This is a genomic window from Bradyrhizobium sp. 35, assembly GCF_023073215.1.
Lineage (GTDB): Bacteria > Pseudomonadota > Alphaproteobacteria > Rhizobiales > Xanthobacteraceae > Bradyrhizobium > Bradyrhizobium canariense_D.
Genome location: NZ_JADPJC010000074.1, coordinates 63,045 through 88,621 on the forward strand (window position 1 = coordinate 63,045; position 25,577 = coordinate 88,621).

23 protein-coding genes are annotated in these 25,577 nt (G+C 60.2%); 21 read left to right on the plus strand and 2 right to left on the minus strand.

All coding sequences use genetic code 11. The features are described from left to right. Window positions 1-93: 93 nt before the first annotated feature. The 5 genes from IVB36_RS15840 to IVB36_RS15860 all read left to right on the plus strand — a co-directional run bounded on the left by IVB36_RS15840 (window position 94) and on the right by IVB36_RS15860 (window position 5,795). The gene (locus IVB36_RS15840; protein WP_018453161.1) at window positions 94-759 is read left to right on the plus strand and encodes a response regulator transcription factor; all 666 of its coding nucleotides are present in this window, start codon (window positions 94-96) and stop codon (window positions 757-759) included. Then, complete coding sequence (locus IVB36_RS15845) at window positions 756-2,177, plus strand: sensor histidine kinase (protein ID WP_018453162.1); 1,422 nt, start codon at window positions 756-758, stop codon at window positions 2,175-2,177. The genes IVB36_RS15840 and IVB36_RS15845 overlap by 4 nt, the downstream gene beginning before the upstream one ends. Window positions 2,178-2,264: 87 nt before the next feature. Next, window positions 2,265-3,341: an ABC transporter substrate-binding protein gene (locus IVB36_RS15850; RefSeq protein WP_085350789.1), complete on the plus strand. Its 1,077-nt coding sequence runs from the start codon at window positions 2,265-2,267 to the stop codon at window positions 3,339-3,341. 271 nt (window positions 3,342-3,612) lie between these two features. Next, window positions 3,613-4,920 carry an MFS transporter gene (locus tag IVB36_RS15855; protein ID WP_018453164.1) on the plus strand — a complete coding sequence of 436 codons (1,308 nt, stop codon included), beginning with the start codon at window positions 3,613-3,615 and terminating at the stop codon, window positions 4,918-4,920. Window positions 4,921-4,997: 77 nt separating this feature from the next. Continuing rightward, on the plus strand, window positions 4,998-5,795 hold the full coding sequence (locus IVB36_RS15860) for a substrate-binding domain-containing protein (RefSeq protein WP_018453165.1): 798 nt from the start codon (window positions 4,998-5,000) through the stop codon (window positions 5,793-5,795). A 120-nt stretch (window positions 5,796-5,915) separates the two neighbouring features. On the opposite strand, the gene IVB36_RS15865 is transcribed toward IVB36_RS15860, so the two are convergent. Next, window positions 5,916-6,095, minus strand: coding sequence for a hypothetical protein (locus IVB36_RS15865; protein WP_143273402.1), 180 nt, complete (start codon window positions 6,093-6,095; stop codon window positions 5,916-5,918). Between the two features lie 36 nt (window positions 6,096-6,131). Between IVB36_RS15865 and IVB36_RS15870 the strand changes: the two genes are divergently transcribed. From IVB36_RS15870 to gabD, 14 genes are all read left to right on the plus strand, one after another. After that, window positions 6,132-7,451, plus strand: coding sequence for an MFS transporter (locus tag IVB36_RS15870; protein ID WP_026232474.1), 1,320 nt, complete (start codon window positions 6,132-6,134; stop codon window positions 7,449-7,451). Window positions 7,452-7,513: 62 nt separating this feature from the next. After that, window positions 7,514-8,551 (plus strand): isocitrate/isopropylmalate family dehydrogenase, encoded by a 1,038-nt coding sequence (locus IVB36_RS15875; RefSeq protein ID WP_018453168.1) that lies wholly within the window; start codon window positions 7,514-7,516, stop codon window positions 8,549-8,551. A gap of 4 nt (window positions 8,552-8,555) precedes the next feature. After that, entirely contained in the window at window positions 8,556-9,878 is a 1,323-nt protein-coding gene (locus IVB36_RS15880) for an MFS family transporter (RefSeq protein ID WP_018453169.1), read from the plus strand. 75 nt (window positions 9,879-9,953) lie between these two features. Further along, the gene (locus IVB36_RS15885) at window positions 9,954-11,612 is read left to right on the plus strand and encodes an acetolactate synthase large subunit (protein ID WP_018453170.1); all 1,659 of its coding nucleotides are present in this window, start codon (window positions 9,954-9,956) and stop codon (window positions 11,610-11,612) included. A gap of 73 nt (window positions 11,613-11,685) precedes the next feature. Beyond that, complete coding sequence (locus IVB36_RS15890; RefSeq protein WP_143273907.1) at window positions 11,686-12,054, plus strand: phasin family protein; 369 nt, start codon at window positions 11,686-11,688, stop codon at window positions 12,052-12,054. 41 nt (window positions 12,055-12,095) lie between these two features. Next, window positions 12,096-14,150, plus strand: a complete 2,055-nt coding sequence (acs, locus tag IVB36_RS15895) for an acetate--CoA ligase (protein WP_240543312.1) — start codon at window positions 12,096-12,098, stop codon at window positions 14,148-14,150. Next, complete coding sequence (ppa, locus tag IVB36_RS15900) at window positions 14,147-14,674, plus strand: inorganic diphosphatase (protein WP_247392101.1); 528 nt, start codon at window positions 14,147-14,149, stop codon at window positions 14,672-14,674. The genes acs and ppa overlap by 4 nt, the downstream gene beginning before the upstream one ends. Window positions 14,675-14,695: 21 nt before the next feature. Continuing rightward, entirely contained in the window at window positions 14,696-15,310 is a 615-nt protein-coding gene (locus tag IVB36_RS15905; RefSeq protein WP_247392103.1) for an adenylate kinase, read from the plus strand. Further along, complete coding sequence (locus tag IVB36_RS15910) at window positions 15,307-16,479, plus strand: iron-containing alcohol dehydrogenase (protein ID WP_018453175.1); 1,173 nt, start codon at window positions 15,307-15,309, stop codon at window positions 16,477-16,479. Before IVB36_RS15905 ends, IVB36_RS15910 begins: the two co-directional genes overlap by 4 nt. A 21-nt stretch (window positions 16,480-16,500) precedes the next feature. Further along, window positions 16,501-17,175 carry a poly(R)-hydroxyalkanoic acid synthase subunit PhaE gene (locus IVB36_RS15915; protein WP_039798611.1) on the plus strand — a complete coding sequence of 225 codons (675 nt, stop codon included), beginning with the start codon at window positions 16,501-16,503 and terminating at the stop codon, window positions 17,173-17,175. After that, window positions 17,172-18,293: a class III poly(R)-hydroxyalkanoic acid synthase subunit PhaC gene (phaC, locus tag IVB36_RS15920; protein WP_018453177.1), complete on the plus strand. Its 1,122-nt coding sequence runs from the start codon at window positions 17,172-17,174 to the stop codon at window positions 18,291-18,293. Before IVB36_RS15915 ends, phaC begins: the two co-directional genes overlap by 4 nt. Then, window positions 18,293-20,215: a CoA-transferase gene (locus IVB36_RS15925; protein ID WP_085361112.1), complete on the plus strand. Its 1,923-nt coding sequence runs from the start codon at window positions 18,293-18,295 to the stop codon at window positions 20,213-20,215. Before phaC ends, IVB36_RS15925 begins: the two co-directional genes overlap by 1 nt. Before the next feature lie 4 nt (window positions 20,216-20,219). Then, window positions 20,220-21,146, plus strand: a complete 927-nt coding sequence (locus tag IVB36_RS15930) for an alpha/beta hydrolase (protein ID WP_085361111.1) — start codon at window positions 20,220-20,222, stop codon at window positions 21,144-21,146. Between the two features lie 62 nt (window positions 21,147-21,208). Then, window positions 21,209-22,687, plus strand: coding sequence for an NADP-dependent succinate-semialdehyde dehydrogenase (gene gabD, locus IVB36_RS15935; protein ID WP_018453180.1), 1,479 nt, complete (start codon window positions 21,209-21,211; stop codon window positions 22,685-22,687). A 239-nt stretch (window positions 22,688-22,926) separates the two neighbouring features. On the opposite strand, the gene IVB36_RS15940 is transcribed toward gabD, so the two are convergent. Further along, window positions 22,927-23,805: a GNAT family N-acetyltransferase gene (locus IVB36_RS15940; RefSeq protein WP_018453181.1), complete on the minus strand. Its 879-nt coding sequence runs from the start codon at window positions 23,803-23,805 to the stop codon at window positions 22,927-22,929. Between the two features lie 271 nt (window positions 23,806-24,076). Between IVB36_RS15940 and IVB36_RS15945 the strand changes: the two genes are divergently transcribed. Both IVB36_RS15945 and IVB36_RS15950 read left to right on the plus strand, forming a co-directional pair. Then, on the plus strand, window positions 24,077-25,000 hold the full coding sequence (locus IVB36_RS15945) for a glyoxylate/hydroxypyruvate reductase A (protein ID WP_018453183.1): 924 nt from the start codon (window positions 24,077-24,079) through the stop codon (window positions 24,998-25,000). 14 nt (window positions 25,001-25,014) lie between these two features. Further along, a complete protein-coding gene (locus IVB36_RS15950) occupies window positions 25,015-25,371 on the plus strand; it encodes a cupin domain-containing protein (RefSeq protein ID WP_018453184.1) in 357 nt (118 codons plus the stop codon). Window positions 25,372-25,577 lie beyond the last annotated feature (206 nt).

The following is a 25,577-nucleotide window of genomic DNA, read 5'->3' on the forward strand; positions in this document are numbered from 1 at the left end:
GAGGAAGCTCCGATTTGATCTTTCGATACTGTCCTTCTAGCCTCACGGTGACGTCTCCCGCGCACGGGTGGTGCGAACGCAAGGGTTTGTTCAGTGAGGATTCTGATTGTCGAGGACGATGCCGCCATGGCGCGCGGCCTTGCCGAGCGGCTCAAGCTGTCCGGGTTCGCCGTCGATATCGAGTCTGACGGGGCTTCGGCGGCGCAGACCGCCTTGCTGGAACCCTACAGCCTCATCATTCTGGACATCAACTTGCCGAACGTGTCGGGTTTCGGCGTCCTGCACAAGATACGGCAAGCCGGGTCGACCGTTCCGGTCATGATTCTGACTGCCCGTTACGCGACCGGCGATAAGGTCAGCGGGCTCGATCTCGGCGCCGACGATTATCTCTCCAAGCCATTTGATATCGCCGAATTTGATGCCCGCGTTCGCGCGCTCGTGAGAAGGGGACAGGGGCTTCCAAATCCAACCTTGATCTGTGGCCCGCTCGCGTTCGACCGCGCCGCGGGCACGATTACACTGAGCGGCCGGCCGCTTGAATTGCGACGGCGCGAGTTTGCCGTGCTGGAAGTGCTGATGACCCGCGCCGGCAAAGTCGTCTCCAAGGAGCGCCTGATCGCGGAGGTATTTGGCTTCGACGAGGCGGTAGCGCCGAACGCGGCGGAACTCTATGTTGGTCGCGTTCGCCAGAAACTCGGTCCTGACGGGCCGCGGATCCGAACCGTCCGCGGGCTAGGCTATCTGCTGGAGGTACAGTGATCGCCACCTGGCGGCCGTCGTTGAGGCGAACGCTCCTCACCAATCTGGTGGCGCCCGCCATTGTATTGGCGATGGTGCTTGGAATCGGCGGTATGTTGCTGATCCAGCGCGTTGTGCAGACAGTTCATGACCGGTTGCTCGATGGGTCGGTTCTCGCCATCGCCGAACGCGTCGGCGTGGAAGATGGCGAACTGACGGTCGACTTGCCGCAGGTTGCGCTCGGCATGCTGGAAAGCCAGTCGCACGACAGCATCTATTACAGCGTGACTTACCTCGGCGAATTGATCACCGGTTACAAGGATCTTCCACTATCCGGCTTCGATCGATTGAAGGCTGGCGAAACCGGCCATCGCGATGGCGCGTATCGCGGCAAAACGGTTCGTATCGGCGCGCAGGCGCGGCAGGTCTACGGCAGGCCGGAGCTGGTCCTCGTCGCAGTGGCCGAAACGGTGCAGGCGCGCCGCGTCGTCGAACGTGAAATGCTGATCGGACTGGCGATGCTCGAGGCCGGGTTGATTAGCCTCATCGCTTGCCTCGGCTGGTACGCCGTCGATCGAGGCCTGAGGCCGCTTGGCGAACTCAAGCAAGAAATCGACGCGCGCGGTATTCAGGGCGGTCCAAATCTCAGTCCGCTCGACCTTTCCCGGGTGCCGCAGGAAGCTTTAGCACCGGCGCTCGCGGTAAATTCCCTGCTACAGCGGCTGGATCTGGCCATCGGACTGGTGCGCCGATTCACAGCCGATGCCTCGCATCAGATGCGAACCCCATTGGCGATACTGCGGACGCATCTCGATCTGGTGCGACGCCTGGGGTCGGAAACGCCGGCGGGCCAATCTGCCCTCGACGAGGTCGATAACGCCATCAACCGCCTTGAACGGCTGCTCGGGCAGCTCGTGACACTGGCACGGGCCGACGAGCAGAACATTGCGCAACCGGCCGCGGAGAACGTTGACCTGAATGAGGTCGCCTTCAATGTCCTGTCGGAGCGTGCCCCACAGGCTTTCGCGAACGACATCGACGTCCAGTTCGATCGATCCGACTGTCCCGCGGTCATCGCCGGCAATACGGTCCTGATTGGCGAATTGCTGGCAAACCTGATCGACAATGCGATCCGCTACAACCGCCCCGGGGGGATGGTCCTGGTTCGCGCGGTTGTTGACGCCACGACCGCGCGAATTGAAGTCGAGGATACCGGTCCGGGAATTCCGGAGGCCCATCGGGCCCGCGTTTTCGAGCGTTTTTATCGGATTCCGATGGCGAACGGCCCTGCAGGCAGTGGTCTTGGACTAGCCATCGTGAAAGCCTTGTCGGACCGTCTCGGGGCCCAAATCGTGCTTGCACCTGGCCCGGAAGGCCGGGGTCTGCGGGTTTCCGTGAGCTTTCCTCTTGCCAAGCGTGATGGTGAAAGCTCAAGTTGAGGCCGGATTGTGCGCTGCCGTACGAATGGCTGCGGTCCTGAACAAACTGAAGTCCGCAAAGCGGCTCATGGACGAGGAAACGTCACGATGGCGGCTGCCAAAGCCTTGGCCTTGTGCGTTGGGATCTTGCTGACGTGGCCTGCCATGTCGGAGCAGGCGCAGCTCGGCCCTCTCAAAGGGCAAGCATCCGCTATCGCCGGAGCTCGAGAGCAGCTCAACATCGTATCGACGACCCAGGACGCGGACGTCGCCGACTTGCTTGCCGATTTCCGGGCAAGTCATCCGGACATCGAGATCGTCCATACAAAGATCAACTCGAACGATATCTACAATCAAGTCGTGGATCCCTCGACCTCCAGCGCAGCACCCGGAGACATTGTCTGGAGCTCCGCGATGGATCTGCAGATCAAGCTCGTCAATGACGGCTATGCTCAACCCTATGTCTCGAAGGAAATTGCGCATATCCCGGATTGGGCCATCTGGAAAGACGAAGCCTATGCCATCACGGCGGAGCCGATTGTCATTGTTTATAACAAGAACCTCGTTGCGGAGTCCGATGTACCCCGAACCCGCACTGACCTGAAGAGCCTTCTAAGCCGAAAGCCTGACATCTATCGAGGTAAGATCGCAACCTATGACCCGGAGCAGAGCGGGACCGGTTTCCTGTTCATCACGCGCGATGCCGGAATCACCAGGACAACGTGGGATTTGGTCCGTGCGTTTGGCAGCGCCGGTATCAAGCTCTATTCGACCACCGGAACGGTGCTTGATCGGATTTCATCCGGCGAACATCTGCTCGCCTACAATATGATAGGGTCTTACGCGATCGAACGGGCCAAGGAAGATGCCTCTATCGGAATCGTGTTTCCTGCCGACTACATCACCTTGATGTCGCGAATAGCCTTTATACCCGTCACCGCGCCCCACCCGGAATCCGCGAAATTGTTTCTTGATTACCTGCTTTCAGAACGCGGCCAGAAATTTCTCCTGGCCCGGTCAGTCGGTCCTGTGCGCCTCGGTCTCGGCGCGGAAGGCGTGATACCTGCGGATCGCAGCGGCGCAGTCAAGCCGATCCATATTGGTGCAGAATTGCTCACCTATCTCGATCAATCGAAACGAGCGAGCTTCCTCAAAGAGTGGCGCCGCGCGTTGCAGGATCGATAGAAATCCAGGGATCTGGATTTCAGACGGAATAACATCCGAGAGAAGCCCCCCATATCTGCCGGCTCATCAAGCGCGTCGTCTTCAAACCGATTTTCTTGCGGAGTGCGGCAGCGACAGGTTGGTGACAGGCAGCTGATATACGATGAGGCAGCAATCGTAGCTTGAACGATCGCTCCTCGCGTATCGGTCAATCCGGCCGCGATCAAGTTTGCAACACCTGCAAGACGGGTGAACAAGACAAAAAAACATAAACGATAAAAGGGAGGACGGCATGACGGTTACCACCGGACAGTCGAAGCTTGGCATGGTGCTCCGCGTCACCAGTGGCAACTTTCTTGAGATGTTCGACTTCTTTCTGTCGGGCGTCTACGCGTCGTACATCGCCAAGGCATTCTTCCCACTCGAAAATGAATACGCGTCACTGCTGCTGACCTTCGTTGCGTTTGGCGCAGGCTTTCTGATGCGCCCGCTCGGCGCCATCATCCTCGGCGCCTACGTGGATCGGATCGGCCGGCGCCAAGGCCTGATCGTTACACTGTCGATCATGGCTGCCGGCACGGTGCTCATCGCGTTCGTGCCAAGTTACGCAACCATTGGCATATTGGCCCCGATCCTCGTCTTGATCGGACGCCTGCTGCAAGGCTTCTCGGCTGGCGTCGAGCTTGGTGGGGTTTCCGTCTATCTCTCGGAAATGGCCACACCGGGAAAGAAGGGTTTTTACGCCAGCTGGCAATCGGCAAGTCAACAGGTCGCGATCATCGTCTCGGCCTCGCTGGGTTTCGCTCTCAATGCATGGCTTGCACCGGCGCAGCTTGACGATTGGGGCTGGCGTATTCCGTTCTTCATCGGCTGCCTGATCGTTCCTTTCGTATTCTTCATTCGACGCTCGCTGCAGGAAACCGATGAATTCCTGGCGCGGAAGCATCATCCGACACCCCGCGAGATCTATCGCTCCATCCTCGCAAACTGGAGCATTGTGCTTGCCGGGATGATGATGGTGATCATGACCACGGTGTCGTTCTACCTCATTACCGTCTACACGCCGACATTCGGCAAATCGGTCCTCAAGCTGACCGCGGCCGATGGCCTGATCGTGACGATTTGCGTGGGAATATCGAACTTCATCTGGCTTCCCATCATGGGCTCGTTGTCCGATCGGATTGGTCGTCGGCCGATCCTCATCGCCTTTTCGACTTTGGCATTTCTGACTGCATATCCCGCGCTTTCCTGGTTGGCCGCAGGCCCGACGTTCCCGAAGATGCTGACGGTCCTACTTTGGTTGTCTTTCATCTACGCCAGCTACAACGGCGCGATGATCGTCGCATTGACCGAAGTCATGCCGGTGGGTGTGCGAACGTCGGGATTCTCCCTCGCATATAGTCTGGCAACGACGTTCGGCGGGTTTACGGCAGCGATCTGCACCTGGCTGATCGCTGCCACTGGTGACAATGCGTCGCCGGGATATTGGATGAGCGCGGCAGCGCTCTGTGGTCTGGCCGGGACGTACCTCGTTTACAGGCCGCAACAACGACGCGCGCTATCCGGCGCCAATTCGGTCGAGACGGTGATAGGGACGTGACCACCAAAGTGCTCGATGACGTCGACCGTCATCGAGCAAGCACAGTCCTCGAATAATTGCATCGAAGGAAATTGCCGATGAGCGTGACGATCGTCGTGCGCAGGCGAGTTGCGCTAAGCTTGCTGATTGTCTTGGCGGCCGCGGCTGGAATCGCCAAGGCGTCCGAAGTCAGGGTCATGATCTCGGGAGGCTTGGCGACGCCTTATAAGGAGCTCGTACCGCAATTTGAACGCGCGACGGGAAATACGGTCGTCACGGCCTATGGCCCCTCGATGGGAACGACGGAGAACGCCATCCCCGTGCGACTGGCACGCGGCGAGGCGGCGGACGTGCTCATCATGGTCGGCGACGCGCTTGGCGAGATGATCGAACAGGGCAGGGCGGTCAGAACCAGCCGCGTCGACCTGGTACGCTCGCCGATCGGGATCGCGGTACGCGCCGGAACGCCAAAGCCTGATATCGGTACTCCTGACGCATTGAAGCAGGCACTGTTGAACGCGAAGTCAGTTGCATACTCCGACAGCGCCAGCGGCGTCTATGTGGGCACCGAGCTGTTCAAGCGTCTCGGGATCGCCGCCGAGATGAAGGACAAGGCCAAAATGATTCCGGCGGAGCCGGTCGCGAGTGTTGTTGCACGCGGTGACGCCGAACTCGGCTTTCAACAGATCAGTGAACTTCTGCCGATCGCTGGAGCCGACCTTGTCGGGCCGCTCCCGCCAGACGTCCAGAAAATCACGATCTTTTCTGCAGGCATAACCTCCGGTGCCAGTCAGCCGGAAGCCGGACGGGCTCTGATTGCCTTCCTCGCTTCCGCTGCTGCTGCTCCGGCCCTGAAAAAAGCGGGTCTCGATCCCTTTGCAGCATCGGAGAAATAGACCGCTTCAGATCTGCGCGAGGCGGACGATTCCAGCGAAGGGGGACTTGATAATGAAGCAGTATCTCAACAGCTTCGGCGCACGCCAGACACTTGTCGTCGGTGCAAAGAGCTACGCCTACTATTCGCTTGCCGCAGCGGAAAAGAATGGCCTTCCCAGCATCTCCAGAAGCTCGCGATCGAGATCCGCGAGTCCGATGGTGCGAATAAGGCCATCATACCCTTGACCTGCCGCATCGATACGCTCGACGAGCTCGAATATTTCCGCAACGGCGGAATTTTTCAATACGTCCTGCGCCAACTCGCTGCCTGACCGTCAACCCGAAACGAGGACGCCATGCCAACGAATTCCGCGCCGCTACCGAGGATCGAAGCGGAAACCATGCGCCGCATTACATGGCGCCTGCTTCCGTTTTTCATGGTGTGCTATTTCATTTCATACGTTGACCGCGTCAATGCCGGGTTTGCGGCCCTGCAAATGAACAAGGATCTGGGCCTGACGCAGGCTGCCTTCGGGGCGGGCGGGGCGCTGTTCTATATCGCCTACATTCTTTTCGAGGTCCCCAGTAATCTGGCGATGCAGAAAGTTGGCGCGCGGATCTGGATCGCGCGCATTATGATCACATGGGGGATAGTCGGTATTCTCTCCGCTTTTGCGGTAGGGCCGATTACTTTTTATCTGAGCCGCTTCTTGTTGGGTGCAGCGGAGGCCGGGTTCTTTCCTGGTGTGATCCTGTATCTGACCTTCTGGTTTCCGGCGGCCTATCGCGCACGGATCGTTGCGGTTTTCATGGTGGCGATACCGCTATCGAGCTTTTTGGGATCGCCAATATCCGGCGCTTTGCTGGCGATGGATGGCGTGCTCGGCCTTCGTGGTTGGCAATGGCTTTTCATCGTTGAAGCCATTCCGGCCGTCCTGCTCGGCCTGGTCTCGTTCTTCGGGCTTCCGAACAAACCCGCTGATGCAAAATGGCTCGAGCCGGAGGCGCGCAATTGGCTCGACGCGCGCCTGCAGTCGGAACGATCGATGGCGAAGCAGGTCGGCCACATGTCGCTGTGGCAAATTCTGACCAACAAATATGTGCTCATCCTCGGTTTGATCTATGCGGGAAGCTCGGCCACGAGCAACGCGTTGTCGCTGTGGCAGCCTCAGATCGTGAAATCGTTCGGGATGTCCAACATGGAGACCGGCTTCCTGAATGCCATCCCATTTGGCATCGCCTCCGTTGCGATGATCTTTTGGGGAAGATATTCGGACAGGTCGAACGCCCATGCCCAAAACACCGCAATACCACTTGCGTTATGCGCAACGGCGCTGCTTGCGACCATGCTCACGAGCTCATTACCCGTGACGCTTGCTATTCTGAGCGTGGTCTTGATCGGTAATTATTCGATCAAGGGACCATTCTGGGCCCTGGCGACTGGGACACTCTCTCCGGCAACTGCTGCGGCCGGAATTGCCGGCATCAATACCCTGTCGCACATCGGCACTTCTGGCGCGGTGTGGCTGCTCGGCGTCATTAAGGAGGCGACGGGTAGCTTCCCCATGGCCTTGATACCGCTGGCTTTGCTTCAAATCGCCGGGATCATCGCGGTGCTTTGGATCAGCAAGCAGGAAACGCTACCCGCCACCTCCGCCGCAAGCCCCGTACATTGAGTGCAAGGCAGCATGTCTGACATTCACAAAACCCCGCGGCTCTCATCTTCGAGGACATAGTAATGCCTGCTCAATCCAAAACGAAGCGGCCCGCTACGCTCATTCCAGGCGATGGTATCGGCCCCGAGATCGTGAAATCGGCCGTCGACATTCTCGAAGCGCTCGGCTCTCCATTCGAATGGGACATCCAGCAGGGTGGCCTGGCCGCGATCGAGGAAAGCCGTGATCCGCTGCCGCAGGCGACGCTGGACAGCATCCGACGTACGCGGCTCGCCCTGAAGGGCCCGCTAACGACGCCGGTGGGGGGAGGATTCCGCTCGATCAATGTTCGTCTGCGCGAAGAATTCGGCCTTTACGCCAATTTGCGGCCGGTTCGAAGCATGGTTCCCGGAGGACGATTCGACGAAATCGATATCGTGCTGGTGCGCGAGAACCTCGGCGGGCTCTATGTCGCTTTCGAACACTATATTCCAATTGGGGAAGATCCGCACGCGGTCGCCATTTCGACCGGGGTCAATACGCGTGAAGGATCGCGCAAGATCATCGAATTCGCATTCGACTACGCGCTCAAGAACGGTCGCAAGAAGGTGACCGTCGTGCACAAGGCCAACGTGCTGAAGGCGCTGACCGGCATCTTTCTCGAGGTCGGTCACGAGGTTGCAAAGAAGTACGAGGGCAGGGTCAAGATGGACGATCGCATCGTCGATGCCACGGCGATGCAGCTCGTCATGAATCCCTGGCAGTTCGACGTCATCGTCACTACCAATTTGTTCGGTGACATCCTGTCGGATCAGCTCGCCGGTCTGGTCGGCGGCCTCGGCATGGCGCCCGGCGCCAACATCGGTCCGGATGCGGCGATCTTCGAGGCCGTGCACGGCTCGGCACCGGATATTGCCGGCAAGGGAATCGCCAATCCGCTCGCTTTATTGCTGGCGGTCGGGCTGATGCTGGAGCACATTGATCAGCCTGATCTCGCAAACCGTCTTAGAACGGCAATTGATCAGGTCTTGCGCGAGGACGGCGTTCGCACGCCCGATCTGGGCGGCAAAGCGTCCACTGGCGACTTCACTCAAAGCATCATCCGTCGATTGGGAGGGTAAGCAAATGACCGCTGTTGCTGCATCGCACCCGGCAATCCCCGCTGACAGCACGGCGCAAAAGCTGTCGCGTATCAAGGCGATTGTGGCTGCGTCGTCCGGAAATCTGGTCGAGTGGTACGACTTCTATGCTTACGCATTTACCTCGATCTATTTCGCGGCGGCGTTCTTCCCGTCTGGCGACCAGACCAGCCAGTTGCTGGCGACGGCCGGCATTTTCGCCGTAGGGTTCTTCATGCGGCCGCTCGGTGGCTGGCTGTTCGGCTGGATCGCCGATGCGCATGGCCGCAAGAATTCGATGGTGCTGTCGGTGCTGCTGATGTGCGCGGGATCGCTGATGATCGGAATGCTCCCCACGTACCAAACAATCGGCGCCGCGGCGCCGGCGCTCCTACTGTTTGCGCGCATGGCACAAGGCCTGTCGGTCGGCGGGGAATATGGAACGGCGGCAACTTATATGAGCGAGATTGCCGGCAAGGGCAACCGCGGGTTCTATTCGTCATTCCAGTATGTCACGCTCATCGGCGGGCAACTTCTCGCACTCCTCGTTGTCGTGGTTCTGCAGCAAACCTTGTCGCTCGACGAGCTGAAGGAATGGGGATGGCGGGTGCCTTTCCTGTTCGGCGCCGTCGCGGCCGTTGTGGCGTTGTATCTCCGCCGCTCGTTGCAGGAGACGGCCTCGGCGGAGACCATGCACCGCAAGGAGGCAGGTTCTCTCTCCGGCCTCTGGCATCATAAGCGCGCGCTGCTGATCGTTCTCGCATTCACGATCGGCGGATCGCTATTTTTCTATACGTTTACGACCTACATGCAGAAATTCCTGGTCAACAGCGTGAAGCTGGATGCCAAGACGGTCAGCTCGATCATGACCGCTGCCCTGATCGCCTTCATGCTGCTGCAACCGGTGTTCGGGGCGCTATCGGACAGGATCGGCCGGCGCAACAACATGATCCTGTTCAGCGCATGCGCTACCCTCGCTGCGGTGCCGCTATTGATGGCATTGTCCAGCACCACCAACGTCTACGCCGTTTTTGGCCTGATCATGATCGGTCTTGTGATTGCGTGCTTCTATACCTCGATCAGTGGCGTCGTGAAGGCCGAACTGTTTCCGCCCGAGGTGCGCGCCCTAGGCGTCGGACTTCCCTACGCGATTGCCAATGCGATGTTCGGCGGAACGGCGGAATATGTTGCATTGTCGCTGAAATCGTCCGGATACGAAACCCTGTTCTTCTGGTACGTCGCGGCGATGGCGCTGGTCGCCCTGGTCGCGTCGCTCTGGATGCCGGATACGCGGACGCGAGGCTATCTCGACGGCGATGGCCGGATCTGAACTGAAACACGACGGCCCCGTCATGCCTGCGACGGCGTCCGGAGAGCATTGAATTCGAATGGGAGAGACGCGCTGATGGCCAAGGGATCAGATTTGTTGGTTGCCGCACTCGAGAACGAGGGCGTCGACCGAATTTTCGGCGTTCCCGGCGAGGAGAACCTCGATGTCGTGGAAAGCTTGCGCAACTCGTCGATCAAGCTGATCCTGACACGCCACGAGCAGGGCGCGGCCTTCATGGCCGCGACTTATGGACGGCTGACCGGCAAGCCCGGCGTGTGCATCACCACGCTTGGCCCTGGCGCATTGAACCTGACGACTGGCGCCGCCTACGCGCTGCTCGGCGCCATGCCCATGATCATGCTCACGGGCCAGAAGGGCATCATGAGCAGCCGACAGGCCAAATTCCAGATCGTCGATGTGGTTAGCGCTTTCAAACCGTTGACCAAGCTGTCGCTCCAGATCGTCAGCACAAGCGGCATTCCGACAATCGTTCGCGATGCCTTCCGGATCGCCATGGAAGAGCGTCCGGGTCCGGTTCTTCTGGAACTGCCCGAGGACATCGCGGGCGAGGAATCCGAAGACGTCGCGATGGTGGCGCCGCATCCGATCGAGATCCCGGTCGCCCATCGTGCCTCGCTGGATCGCGCTGCCGACATGATCCTCAAGGCCAAGCGGCCCTTGATCATGCTCGGCGCCGCCGCGTCCCGGCCGCGCAGCACGGCCGGCATCGGCGGCTTCGTCCGCCGCACGAAAATTCCGTTCTTCACCACACAAATGGGCAAGGGAACGGTACCCGGCGGCAGCAACCTCTACATGGGGACGGCTGCACTCAGCGAGCGCGATTACGTTCATGAAGCGGTCGACCGAGCCGATCTGATTATTGCCATAGGTCACGACACCATCGAAAAGCCGCCCTTCATCATGGGCCCCAAAGGTCCTCAAGTCATCCACGTCAGCTACACGCCGGCCAACGTGGAGCGGGTCTACTTTCCGCAGTGCGAAGTGGTCGGCGATGTTGGACCGAGCCTGGAGTTGCTGGCCGATCGTCTCGAGGGGCGGCTGCATCATGCCGGCGCGCTGTTAAGCCTTCGCGAAAGTATCCTGGCCCGGATCGGCGATCGCGCGACCGAGGACCGTTGGCCCCCGACGCCGCAACGCATCGTGCACGATGTGCGAAAGGTCATCCCTGAAGACGGCGTCGTCGCGCTGGATAACGGGATGTACAAGATCTGGTTCGCCCGCAACTACCGCACCTATGTGGCGAACACGCTGCTGCTGGACAATGCCCTCGCGACAATGGGCGCCGGGCTGCCATCCGCCATGATGGCGGCGATGCTGCATCCGGAACGCCGCGTGCTCGCGGTCTGCGGCGACGGCGGCTTCATGATGAATTCGCAGGAGATGGAAACCGCGGTTCGCCTTAAATTGAATCTCGTCGTGCTGATCCTGGAAGATTCGGCCTATGGCATGATCCGCTGGAAACAGGCGGTCGATAGTTTCCCGGACTTTGGCCTCACGTTCGGGAATCCGGATTTCGTCAAATACGCCGAGAGCTACGGCGCGAAAGGCTCGCGGGTCGAAAGCACGGATTCGTTGATTCCGACGCTCGAAAACGCTTTCAAAGGTGGCGGTGTGCACCTCGTCGTCGTGCCGATCGACTACAGCGAAAATACCCGCGTGCTCGTGGATGAACTTCGCGAGAAGCTGAAGCAGGTTATTGAGCCGACCGTGTGAGCCGTCGGCGAGGGCCGATTGATGAGCTGAGCTGAAATTGGCGTGGTCGCAAGCGCCGGCAATGGAGAGTGCAATGAGTGAGCAGATCAACGAGCAGGCTGAGAAGATGCGGGAAATGGCGCAGACCACGCTGGACAAGGCGAAAGAGGCTGTGTCGAAATACATAACCGAATCCCAGAAGTTGAGAGAGAAGGCCGATTCCAGCGTTCGCTCAACCTATTCGGCGGCGAAGGAGATGAACGAAAGAGCCGTCGCGTTCGCCGAGGAAAATGTGGCTTCGGGCTTCGAGCTTGCGCAACGGCTGTTGCATGCCAAGGACCCGCAGGAAATGGGTGCAGTTTATCAGAGCCATCTCAAGGAGCAGATGGAAAAAATGAACGCGCAGTTTCGCGAGCTTGCAAGTGCAATGAACCAGCCGTCGACTGTTGACCTGAATAAGTAGCGCCGGTCGCCTCAGAGCGAAATCAAATCGCTGATCACAGGATGTTGCCTGCACGCGTTCCGAGCGCGGACGATGCATCATCCGATCAAGACAATCGCATCGCAGTGCGTCGGGGAGGCTCCAAGGTGGGCACGGAAAAGTCAGATACGCTGATCCATGACGTGCCGGCCGGCTGGGCACGGCGGGCTCATGCTGACGCTGCGAAATACAGCAGCATGTATGCTTCGTCGGTGTCGACGCCGGATGCTTTCTGGGCGGAGCATGGCAAGCGGATCGACTGGATCAAGCCGTTCACGAAGGTGAAGAATACCTCCTTTGCGCCCGGCAAGGTCTCGATCAAGTGGTTCGAGGACGGCACCACGAATGTGGCGATGAACTGCATCGACCGGCATCTTGCCCGGCGTGCCGGTCAGGTCGCGATCATCTGGGAGGGCGACGATCCCGCCGAATCCAGGCACATCACCTACGCGGAGTTGCACGATCAGGTCTGTCGTTTCGCGAATGTCCTGAAAAGTCACGGTGTGAAGAAAGGCGACACCGTCACGATCTACCTGCCCATGATTCCGGAAGCCGCCTATGCCATGCTCGCCTGCGCGCGAATCGGGGCGGTCCATTCCATCGTGTTCGGCGGGTTCTCGCCGGATGCCCTGGCCGGACGTATCGAGGGCTGCCAGTCCAAAGTCCTGGTCACCGCCGATGAGGGGCTGCGCGGCGGGCGCAAGGTACCGCTGAAGGTCAATGCCGACGATGCGCTGAAGAAGGTGGCCGGCATCGTGAAGACGATGATCGTGGTCAAGCGCACCGGCGGTGGCATCGACTGGGTCGACGGCCGCGACGTCTGGTACGCGGACGAGGTGGCAAAGGCCTCGGCCGACTGCGCGCCGGTCGAAATGAACGCGGAGGATCCGCTATTCCTTCTTTACACGTCGGGTTCAACCGGTGCTCCAAAGGGCGTCGTTCACAGCACGGGTGGCTATCTCGTTTTTGCGTCGATGACGCACCAGTATGTGTTCGACTATCACGACGGCGACATCTACTGGTGCACCGCCGATGTCGGCTGGGTCACCGGCCACAGCTACATCGTCTATGGGCCGCTGGCCAACGGCGCGACCACGCTGATGTTCGAGGGGATCCCGAACTATCCCTCAACATCGCGCTTTTGGCAGGTCGTCGACAAACACAAGGTCAACATCTTCTACACCGCGCCGACCGCGATCCGTTCGTTGATGGGTGCGGGGGAAGAGCCGGTCAAACAGACCAGCCGTGCGTCGCTGCGCTTGCTCGGCTCGGTGGGCGAGCCGATCAATCCGGAAGCGTGGGATTGGTATCACCGCGTGGTCGGCGATGGACGTTGTCCGATCGTCGATACCTGGTGGCAGACCGAGACAGGCGGCATCTTGATCTCGCCGCTTCCCGGCGCGACGGCTTTGAAGCCCGGTTCGGCAACCCTGCCGTTTTTCGGAGTGATGCCGGAAGTGGTGGACGCAAGTGGTGCCGTGCTGACCGGCGCATGCGAAGGCAATCTCGTCATTGCCGATTCCTGGCCAGGCCAGATGCGCACGGTCTACGGCGACCACGAGCGCTTCATGCAGACCTACTTCGCGACCTATCCGGGCAAGTATTTCACCGGCGATGGCTGCCGGCGCGACGCCGACGGCTACTACTGGATCACCGGCCGCGTCGACGACGTCATCAACGTATCCGGTCATCGCATGGGGACAGCCGAAGTCGAAAGCGCGCTCGTCGCACATCAGAAGGTTTCCGAAGCCGCTGTTGTCGGTTTTCCGCACGACATCAAGGGGCAGGGCATCTACGCCTACGTCACCTTGATGTCGGATGCGGAGCCCTCCGGAGAGTTGCGCAAGGAACTAGTGGCCTGGGTCCGCAAGGAGATCGGACCGATCGCCGCACCCGATGTCATTCAGTTTGCGCCGGGCCTGCCCAAGACCCGCTCTGGAAAGATCATGCGTCGTATTCTGCGCAAAATCGCCGAGGACGAAGTCGGCGCGCTCGGGGACACCTCAACCCTGGCGGATCCGGCGGTGGTCGATGATCTCATCAAAAACCGCCATAGCCAAAAGGCGGCGCGGAAATGAATATCGACGCGATTTCGATCGGCGACAATCCCCCGGAGGACGTCAATGTCATCATCGAGGTTCCGATCGGCGGTGAACCGATCAAATACGAAATGAACAAGGCGGCGGGCGCGCTGTTCGTCGACCGCTTCCTGTATACGCCGATGCGCTATCCCGGAAATTACGGCTTCGTTCCGCACACGCTTTCGGACGAGGGGGATCCGATCGACGTGCTCGTGGCCAATTCGCGGCCGATCGCTCCTGGCGCCATAATCAATGTGCGGCCGATCGGCGTGCTCAAGATGGATGACGAGGGCGGCGGCGACGAGAAGATCATCGCCGTGCCGATGCCGAAACTGACGATGCGCTACGCACACGTCAACGGGATCGCCGACATGCCGCAGATCGCGATCGAGCAGATCCAGCACTTCTTTGAACACTACAAGGATCTGGAGCCGGGGAAGTGGGTGAAGGTGATCGGATGGGGCGACAGTGCCGAAGCGCGCCGGCTGATCGTCGAGGCCATCGCGCGGGCAAAGAGCTGAAACCGAGATATGGGCAATGATATGAGACTGGTTCTGTTGGGGCCGCCAGGCGCAGGTAAGGGCACGCAGGCGACGAGGATCGTCACTCGATTTGCGATCCCGCAATTGTCGACCGGCGACATGCTGCGCCAGGCGGTTGCGGAAGGCACGGCTGCGGGATTGCGCGTCAAGCACATCATGGATCGGGGTGAACTTGTGCCCGACGACGTCGTGGTATCGGTGATCGCTAATCGTATCGACCATTCCGATGCGGTAAGCGGCTTTATCCTTGACGGCTTCCCGCGCACGGTCGCGCAGGCCGAAGCGCTCGATCAGGAACTCGCCACCCGGGGCATCAAGCTCGATGCGGTGCTTGAGCTCGAGGTCGACGAAGATGCGCTGCTCGACCGCATCAAAGGGCGCGCCGACGATGCGGCAAGCCGAGGCGAGCCGGTGCGCCGCGACGATAATCCCGAGGTCTTCAAGACCCGGCTCGGCGTTTATCGCGAGCAAACCGCGCCGGTCACGGAATACTACCGGTCGCAGGGACTGCTCAACGTCGTCGACGGTTTGCAGCCGATTGACGCCGTGACCGAACAGTTCGCCGCGGCGCTTGCGGCAGTAACGTCCGATCAGATCAGGAGTGATGTCAGATGAAAGCGTTTACCTTCCAGGCACCCCCCAACATCCTGTTCGAGGCAGGCGCATCGAAAAAGCTGGCGGAGTTGGTCGCTGGATACGGGGCAAAACGTGTTCTGCTGGTCACGGATAAGGGCGTACGCAATGCAGGCCTGACCAGAAACGCCGAGGCTGGCCTGGTTGCCGGCGGCTGCGAACTGACGATATTCGAAGATGTGGAGGCGGATCCGCCGTCGCATATCATCGAGCGGGCGGTCGCACTGTGTCGTGACAAGGACATCGAGCTGGTTGCCTCAATCGGCGGCGGCAGCGCGCTCGATACCGCGAAGTTGGTGGCCTATCTGGCCAAAACGCCTGATCGCCTCGAAGATATCTACGGCGTCGGCCTTGCCAAGGGCGAACGCCTTCCGCTGCTGCTGGTGCCGACAACGGCCGGAACGGGCTCGGAGGTGACCCCGATTGCGATCGTCACCACGCCGACGACCGAGAAAAAGGGCGTCGTTGCGCCCCGCCTGCTCCCGGACTGGGCGATCCTCGATCCGGAGCTGACGCTCGGCCTGCCGCCGCATGTCACCGCGGCGACCGGCATCGACGCCATGGTCCATGCGATCGAAGCCTATACCAGCAAGCACCGGAAGAATCCGATGTCGGACCAGTTGGCACGGCAGGCTCTCGCCCTGCTGTCGGCGAATGTCCGGACGGTCTGTGCGGACGGATCTAATCTCGAAGCGCGGTCGCAAATGCTGCTGGGTTCGATGCTGGCCGGCATGGCGTTCGCCAATTCCCCGGTCGCCGCCGTGCACGCGCTGGCCTATCCGATCGGCGCGCTGTTCCACGTGCCGCATGGCCTGTCGAATGCCTTGGTGCTGACCCAGGTGCTGCGGTTCAATTTGCCGGAGGCGGAAGGCCTCTACGCCGAACTGGCGCCGATCGTCGATCCCAAATCGGAAGGAATGAGCGTCAGCCAGCGGGCACGGCTGTTCGTCGATGCGATCGCGGCGATCTGCCGGGATTGCAACGTGCCGGCCTCGCTGGCCGATGTCGGCATTGCGAGGGGCGACCTGAAGAAGCTCGCCGAGGATGCGATGAAGCAGACGCGGCTTCTCGTGAACAATCCGCGGGAATTGAGCTTCGACGATGCGCTGGCGATCTACACCGAGGCGTTCGGCAACCGCGCGGCGGCCTGAGCGGCACAAAGAGTGAGCAGCATGAGCGAGAACGACAAATCGGCTTCCGCTGATTCCGATCCCGGCCTCGAATGGGCGAAGCTGTGGCAGACGATGGCCGAATCCTCGAACCGCATGGTCGAGGCGTGGTCGGGGTCGATGGCACCGTTCATGCTGGCGCGTCTGTCGGAAAAGCCGGGTGGTTTTGGCGACGGCAACGAACTGTCGGCAGCGATCGAGCGGATGGCGCAGGGGCCGCGGCTGGCCGACGTCTGGGACATCGACCGGAAAATGGCGTTGGCCTTTGGGGCCTGGATCGAGATGCGCCAGCGGCTTGCGAGCTACAATGCGGTTGCTGCCGCTCCATGGCCTGAAGCGTCGAAGCGGTTTTACGAGACGATGTCCGCCACCGGTAGCGATGGCTCCCCGCATCCGGAGTGGCGCGAGGCGTTCGCCAAATGGAGCGAAATCTCCAACGAGGAACTGATCCGGAATCAGCGCACCGACGGCTTCTTGCAAGCTCAGAAGGAACTGCTGCAGGCGGGATTGAAGTTACGGAGCCGGCAGGATGATGTCGCTGAGGCCGCGTCAGCCATGTTGGGGCTGCCGACCCGCAAGGATTTCGACGACGTGACGCAGCAATTGACCGAACTCCGCCGAGAAGTCCGTACGCTCGCCCGCCAGATCCGCGACCAGAAGAGCGAAGCCGCACGATGAGCGATCAGGAGAACCAAACCTCGCGCTTCGCCCGGGACATGGCGGCCAACGCCGAGAAGATGTTCAAGGCGACACAGTTGATCGCCAATACGCGGGATGAAGACGTCGCCATCGGCACGACACCGAAGCATCTCATGATGCGCCGCGACAAGGTCGAGCTGTTCCATTATGAGCCGATGGCGGAAGCGACGGCGAAGACGCCCGTCCTTTTGGCCTACGGCCTGATCGGGCGGTATACCATGGCTGATTTACAGCCTGACCGCTCGCTGGTGCGCAGCCTTCTCTCAAAAGGGCTCGATCTCTGGCTGATCGACTGGGGCCAGCCGGGCCGAACCGAGCGATGGCTGAAAATTGATGATTACGTCGATGACTACATCGATGCCGCAGTCGACCGCATCGCGCAGGAAACCGGCCATGACAAGATCACGCTGCTCGGCATCTGCGAAGGCGGCGTCTTTACGACGTGCTACACCGCTCTGCATCCGGAAAAGGTCAAAAATCTCGTCATCACCATTACCCCAATCGACTTCCATGCCGATGTCAAGGACAAGGCCGCGCACCACGGCTTCCTCAACCTTTGGACCCGCAGCCTCGATCCTGATGACATCGACAAGCTGGTCGATACTTACGGCGTGCTGCCGGGCGAGTTCATGAGCTCGGTGTTCTCGATGATGACGCCGATGCGCTCACTGACGAAATACAATGTCGATCTCATCGACGTCGTCGATGACGAGGCCAAGTTCATGAATTTCCTCCGCATGGAAAAGTGGCTCGCGGACCGTCCGCATCATCCTGGCGGAGCGGCGAAGCAGTGGCTGAAGGATCTCTACCAGGAGAACCGCCTGGTCGATGGCAGCTTTGAACTGTCCGGCCGTCGGGTCGATCTGAAGTCTATCACGGCTCCCGTGCTGAATGTTTTTGCGTTGGATGACCATATCATTCCGCCGGACTGCTCGCGCGCGCTCGGAGCGAAGATAGGCAGCACGGATTACACCGAAATTCCGCTGCCCGGCGGCCATGTCGGCCTGTTCGTCTCCAGCAAATCGCAGGGCAAGCTGAGCCAGAGCATTGCCGACTGGCTGGTCGCCCGCGACGCCAATCCCGGAAGTGAAGCCTGATGCGCAACAAGATCGTCGACGCCGCCGAGGCGGTTGCCATCATCCGTTCCGGTGACACCGTCGCCTCGTCCGGCTTCGTCGGCGTGGGAACGCCCGATGAAATCATCAAGGCGCTGGAGCGGCGTTTCGTGCAGACCGGAGAGCCGCGGGACCTTTCGCTGGTGTTCGCGGCGGCGCCGGGAGACGGCGCCGATCGCGGCCTCAACCGCCTGGCGCATCCCGGCCTGATCAAACGCCTGGTCGGCGGACATTTCGGCCTGGTTCCGAAGCTCGCCCGGATGGCGGTCGACAATCACGTCGAGGCCTATAACTTGCCGCTCGGATGCGTATCGCATCTGTTTCGTGAAATTGCGGGGCGCAAGGCCGGGCTTCTCTCCAAGGTCGGGCTCGGCACCTTCGTCGATCCGGCCAATGGTGGCGGAAAGCTGAATGCGCGCACCACCGAAGAGCTGGTGCGGATGATCGAAATCGACGGCGAACAATGGCTGTTCTACAAGGCATTTCCCATCAACGTTGCGATCATCAGAGGTACCACCGCCGACCACAACGGCAACATCTCGATGGAAAAAGAGGCGTTGACCCTCGACAATCTGGCGCTGGCAACGGCCGCCAAGAACTGCAAGGGATTCGTCATCGCGCAGGTGGAGCGCATCGCCGCCTCCGGCTCGCTCAATCCGCGTCACGTCAAAATTCCGAGCGTCTTGATCGACTGCGTCGTCGTTGCGCAGCCCGAAAACCATGTCCAGACCTATGCCACGGGTTACAACGGAGCATTTTCGGGCGAATTGCGCGCGCCGGCCGATCGCAATGTTCCGATGGCGCTGGATAACCGCAAGATCATTGCGCGCCGCTGCGCCCTGGAATTGCCGATGGGCGGCGTGGTCAATCTCGGCATCGGCATGCCGGAGGGAGTCGCCTCGGTTGCCGCCGAAGAAAAGCTGTTCGACTTTGTGACGCTGACTGCCGAGCCCGGCATCATCGGCGGTATTCCGCAAGGCGGTCTCGATTTCGGTGCTTCGATCAATGCAGAATCGATCATCGACCAGAACCAGATGTTCGATTTCTACGACGGCGGCGGGCTCGATCTGGCCTGTCTCGGCATGGCTCAGGTCAATGGCCGCGGCGACGTCAACGTCAGCCTGTTCAATGGCCGTCTGGCCGGCGCCGGCGGCTTCATCAACATATCCCAGAATGCGCGCCGGCTGATCTTCGCAGGCACCTTCACCACCGGTGGGCTCAAGACGTCGGTCGTGGATGGTCAGCTCAAGATCCTCAGCGAAGGCAAGTCCTCGAAATTCATCGACAAGGTGGATCAGATCACGTTTTCGGGCCAGCTTGCCGCAACCAACAGGCAGCCCGTTCTCTATGTGACGGAGCGATGCGTGTTCCGCCTCACTCCCGAGGGTCTCGAACTGATCGAGATCGCGCCGGGTATCGATATGGAGCGCGACATTCTCGCGCTCATGGGCTTTCGGCCCATCATCCGCGCGCCGAAATCCATGGATGTTTCGCTGTTCAGCGAGGCCCTGATGCAGCTCGACGACCGGCTGCTCAATCGGCCGCTGGCGGAGCGGCTGTCGTACGATGCCGATCGCAACACGCTTTTTCTCGGACTTGACGGCTATCGGGTCCATAGAGATGCCGACGTCGAGGTAATCCGGGCGTCGATCCTCGAACTCTTCCATCGTGTCGGACGCCGGTTTTCCGCAGTCGTCAACTACGATTCGTCTTACATCGCTCCCGACATGACGGAGAAATGGTTTTCAATGGCCGCCGAGGTCGAGCGGACCTGCTACGATCATGCCTCGCGCTACACCACCAGCGCATTCATGCGCCTGAAGCTCGGCGACGCGCTGGCCCGCCGCGACGTCGCGCCGCATATCTTCGAAACCTCGGCCGACGCCCACCGGTTTGTCGAATAGACCGATGGGGCTGAAATCCACCGAGTTGCGCCCCACGGACTGGCCTGAAGGACGGCAGAGGGCGCCCGACCGCACCGGATCGGTGCGCGGGCTGACCCGGCGCAGCTTCCATCGTATCGCATTCACGGATTGGGGGCCCGCGCCCGCGGTGCGGCCGGTGCTCTGCGTCCATGGCTTGACCAGAAACGGCCGGGACTTCGATCACCTCGCCGCAGTTCTCGCAATGGCAGGGCGGCAGGTCGTCTGCCCGGACTTGCCGGGCCGCGGACAAAGCGAACGGCTGCACGACAGCAGCGACTATGCCTTGCCGCAATATTGCAGCGACATGACCGTGTTGATGGCAGCTCTTGGTGCAACGGAGATCGATTGGGTTGGAACGTCGCTGGGCGGCTTGATCGGGATGGTGCTGGCTGCCCTTCCGGGCAGTCCGATCCGTCGCATCGTCATCAACGACATCGGACCCTATCTGCCCTGGACCGGATTGCTTCGTCTCGGTGCCAATCTCAACGAGGCGCCCAAATCGTTTGAGACGATCGAACAGGCCGAAGGCTACTACCGGCGGGTTCTGGCGCCTTTCGGGCGATTGGAGGATGTGCACTGGCGGCATCTGACAACGCATAGCGTGGCCTGGAGCGTGGAGGGGCGCTGCTTCAAGCCGCTGTGCGATGCGAACATCGCTCAGGCCTTTCGAAACCCTTGGCACTACAGCGTCGATCTCTGGAAATACTGGGATGCGATCGATGTCCCCATTCTGGTCATACGCGGGCAGCAATCGGATTTGCTTTCCGAAGGCGTCCTCAAGGACATGATGCGGCGCAATCGCAATGTCCGCGTTCACACCGTCGCGGACTGCGGGCATGCGCCGGCCCTGATCGCTGACGAACAGATCGAGGTCGTGACGCAGTTTCTGAGCGGCCACGACTCCACTTAGCGCTGAATGCTTCATGCCGAACTGCATTATAACGTGTTAATTCCAACCTGGCTGTCTTCATCATGGCTTCGAAACTCACGCTCAAAGATCCGACCCTGTTGCGCGATGCCTGTCCGGTGGCAGGTGCGTGGGTAGCCGCCGATAACGGCGCCACCATCACGGTCGATAATCCCTCGACCGGCGCCGTGGTCGGACATGTCCCCAACATGGGGATGGCCGAGACCCGGCGGGCGATCGAATTCGCCAACGCTGCGCTACCGGCGTGGCGAGCCCGTACCGCGAAAGAGCGCGCCGTGATCCTGCGACGCTGGTTCGATCTGATGATGGCGAACCAGGACGATCTCGGTGCGATCATGACGGCGGAGCAGGGCAAGCCGCTTGCTGAAGCCAAGGGCGAGATCGCCTATGCCGCAAGCTTCGTCGAGTGGTTCGGCGAGGAAGCAAAACGCGTCTATGGCGATACGATCCCGGGGTTCACGGCCGACCGACGCATCATCGTGCTAAAGCAGCCGATCGGCGTTTGTGCCGCAATCACCCCGTGGAATTTTCCGGCCGCGATGATCACGCGCAAGGCGGGCCCGGCCCTGGCGGCGGGTTGCACCATGGTCGTCAAGCCGGCAAGCCAGACACCACTGTCCGCGCTGGCGCTTGCGCTGCTGGCGGAGCGGGCAGGCGTCCCTCAAGGTGTGCTGTCCGTCATCACAGGTTCGGCGTCGGCGATCGGCGGCGAAATGACCTCCAATCCGATCGTACGCAAGGTGACATTCACGGGTTCGACCGAAATCGGCAAGAAGCTGATGGCGCAGAGCGCGTCGACGGTGAAGCGGACATCGATGGAGCTCGGCGGCAACGCGCCGTTCATCGTCTTCGACGATGCGGACATCGATGCCGCGGTCAAGGGCGCGATGGCTTCGAAATACCGCAATGCCGGCCAGACCTGTGTTTGCGTCAATCGCTTCCTTGCGCAGGACAAGATCTACGATTTGTTTGTCTCGCGTCTGGCTGAGGCGGTTAGTGCGTTCAAGATCGGTGACGGGTTCGAGCCCGGCGTCGCGATTGGTCCGCTGATCGACATCGCCGCCGTGGAGAAAGTCGAAGAGCATGTTTCCGATGCGGTTTCCAAGGGAGCGCGCGTCGCCATCGGTGGGAAGCGCCATGCGCTTGGCCGCACGTTCTTTGAACCGACGGTATTGGCGGACGCCACGCCGGACATGTTGATCTTCCGGGAGGAAACTTTTGGCCCGGTCGCGCCCGTATTCCGCTTCAAGACTGAAGAGGAAGCGATCCGCCTTGCGAACGATACCGAGTTCGGACTTGCGGCCTATTTCTACGGCCGCGATATCGGACGGGTCTGGCGCGTTGCCGAAGCGCTCGAGTACGGCATCGTCGGTATCAACGAAGGCCTGATCTCGACCGAGGTTGCACCGTTCGGCGGCGTCAAGGAGAGCGGCAACGGCCGTGAGGGTTCGAAATACGGCATCGAGGACTATCTGGAAATCAAATACCTCTGCATGGGTATCATCCAGAGTTCGGCCACTTGAGCGGCTGCCGGCATCGCGGAACAACGCATGGGCGGAAACCGTTTCGGGCCGTAGCTTGAATGGGGAGGGAGCGGCCACGTAGGGAATAGTCGCAACATTCAGCGGTTTAGTTTTGTTGCTCGGAATATCGAAATTCGCCGCGAAAATTTTTCTGACACTCCGGAATCGAAGTTGCCGAATAAGTGGTCGTTATCATTTATATTCGTGGGACAGGCGCCACTAACAATTCGCTTCACAGCTCAGCTCAACGCGTGAGCGGCCAATCCGTAGACCCACGGCTCGTTTTCCTTTCGGTTGAGGAATCGCCGCCCCTTGGACATGGTTGTGACCGTCTCGCTGATCGCGAGGCGGCTCTGCTGAAGATAGTCAGCAAACAGGCCCGTTTGCTCCCGGGTATCGACGCGGGCGAAACGGCCGGTGAGATCCTTAAGATGCACGGCCGTGAGATGGATCGCGTCATAATCATTGCTGGCGACAATGGGACCGATCACGTGACCACGCCCGAATTCGCGCTTCATGGAGTAGCCGACGGTCTTGCCGTCGCGGCGCAGTACACAGATTGACGCACCTTCCGAAAGCAGAGCAAGCAGCTCCCGGCGGCTCGTGCCGAATGCGCGCTCATCCAGCGCCGCAATCTCATTGAGAGTTTCGGCTGACGCCGACCTCAATTCGCCATCCAGAACTGATGTCGGTGGAAGGGGTGATACGATCTCTCCCTGCCACTGATACACGACCGCTTCCTTGGTGAAGCCCAGCGACAGATAAAGATGATAGGCAGCATCGGTCGAGTTCAGGGCAAGACTCCGATCCTCGCACCGTTCGAACACCTGTTCCATCAGCCATCGGCCGGTACCTTGTGCTTGGGTGCGCGGCGATGTGAGTACCAGGCCGATGGTGGCGAATTCGTGTCCGTGGGGGAACCACATCGCACTTCCGAAAACGCGCCCGATGCCGTCAACAGCGACGATGCCCTGACCGGCGCGGCGCAGGAAATCCCAGTCCTTTGGCCGATGCGGCCAGCCGACGGCAATCGAGAGCGCGTGGAGCAGCTTCACATCAACGTCTCGAATGTCGCGCGCGACCAATTCGAAGGACTTCAGGCGTACGGATCGTCCCATCTCAGTTCATTCCTTCGCGGAATGCCAACGTCTATGGCTTGTCGTGCTTTAGCTGCCCAGTTGCGACAGCAGACGTGTTTGCCGCAGCATTGCACGGAAAGCCAGCAGGTTTCACCTGTTTTGGTGCAAGTGTTCGAAATGTTCGGCATATAGCGCACCGATATTCGGCAGAGAAAGCTTCTGCTTGCCGCTAGGCTGTAGATGCCCGGCGAGCTCGCTGCGCGCCAACAAGTCATCGAGCATCTCGCCGCGTGACACGAAGGGTCCCTAGATGGGGTTTCTTTTCAATTCCGATGCCGCTCGGGGCGCAATTTTCCGCCAGATATTTGCGCGCGAGCTCCCCGATCTTGAATTCTACCAGGGTAGGAAAAGCATCGACCCGGAAAAGGTGCGGTATCTGCTGACCTGGAACGTGCCGGACGACGTCTCGCGTTATCGCAATTTGGAGGTGCTCTTTTCGATCGGTGCCGGAGTCGACCAGTTCGTGCCCGAGATCATACCCGATCATGTGATGCTGGTGCGTATGGTCGAGGATGGCATCATACGCATGATGCAGGAATACGTCGTGCTTGGCGTGCTGGCGCTCCATCGCGAGATGCTCGCATATCGGGAGCAGCAGAGAAGGGGCGAGTGGCAAGATATTGTCACTCCACAGGCGACCGAACGCCGCGTGGGTTTCCTGGGCGTTGGGATGCTGGCGCAAGCGGCAATCGATCGCCTCAAGCCCTTTGGATTTTCCCTTGCCGCATGGAGCCGCAGCAAAAAGGTAGTCGAGGGCGTCACCTGCTTTCATGGCGACGATCGGCTAGGCAGTTTCCTGAGAGGAACGGATATTCTCGTCTGTCTTCTGCCCCTGACGGAGCAAACCCGCGGCCTCCTGAACGCAAAACTCTTCTCGCTTTTGCCGATGGGAGCGCGACTGCTGCATCTCGGCCGCGGCCCGCAGCTCGATCAGGCCGCACTCATCGAGGCGCTCGACAGCGGCCGCCTCGCGGCAGCTATGCTCGATGTCACTGACCCCGAGCCGCTGCCGGAAGGCCATGCGCTCTGGGCACATCCGAAGGTCATGATAACGCCGCACATCGCATCCGTGACGCAACCGCATACGGCGGCACAATCCGTCGTAGAAAACATCAGGCGCCACCGCGCGGGAAAAAATCCGATCGGGCTTGTCGATCGAACACTCGGCTATTAACCAGGGATAATGCCATGTCACTTCTCATTACTATCGATACCAATCCGGACTTCGCACCAAAGAACACCTTGCCTGCTCCGGAACGACTCATTTCGGGCAATCCATCCTTCAAGACCTGGGCGCAGGACGCCTCCAAAGCCGAGAAGGTGCTGACCGGCGTCTGGGAAGCAACGCCCGGCGAGACCCATTCCATCAAAGGCACCACTTACGAGTTCTGCCACATCATCTCGGGTCTCATCGAAATTGAGGAAAAGGGTGGTGAGACCAGGACTTACCGCGGCGGCGACAGCTTCGTGATGAAACCGGGCTTTGTCGGCGTCTGGCGCACGATCGAGACCGTGCGAAAGATCTACGTCAGCGCTTATGACTGAGCGCAATGCTCAGAGCGGTCGAAATCTGGCTTGGCAGAACAATCGACTTTCAAAGTCGCGCCTGACCGGCTTCAGCGCCGTCAGGCAATTCTCGATGAAAAAATGCGGTGTGCGGCCTTTATTGCTCAAATGAGCCGGCTTTGCTCGCCAGTCGCAAATCCAAGAGCGTTCTCGTAGTGCAGACCTGCTCGGTTGGCAAGCAGGAA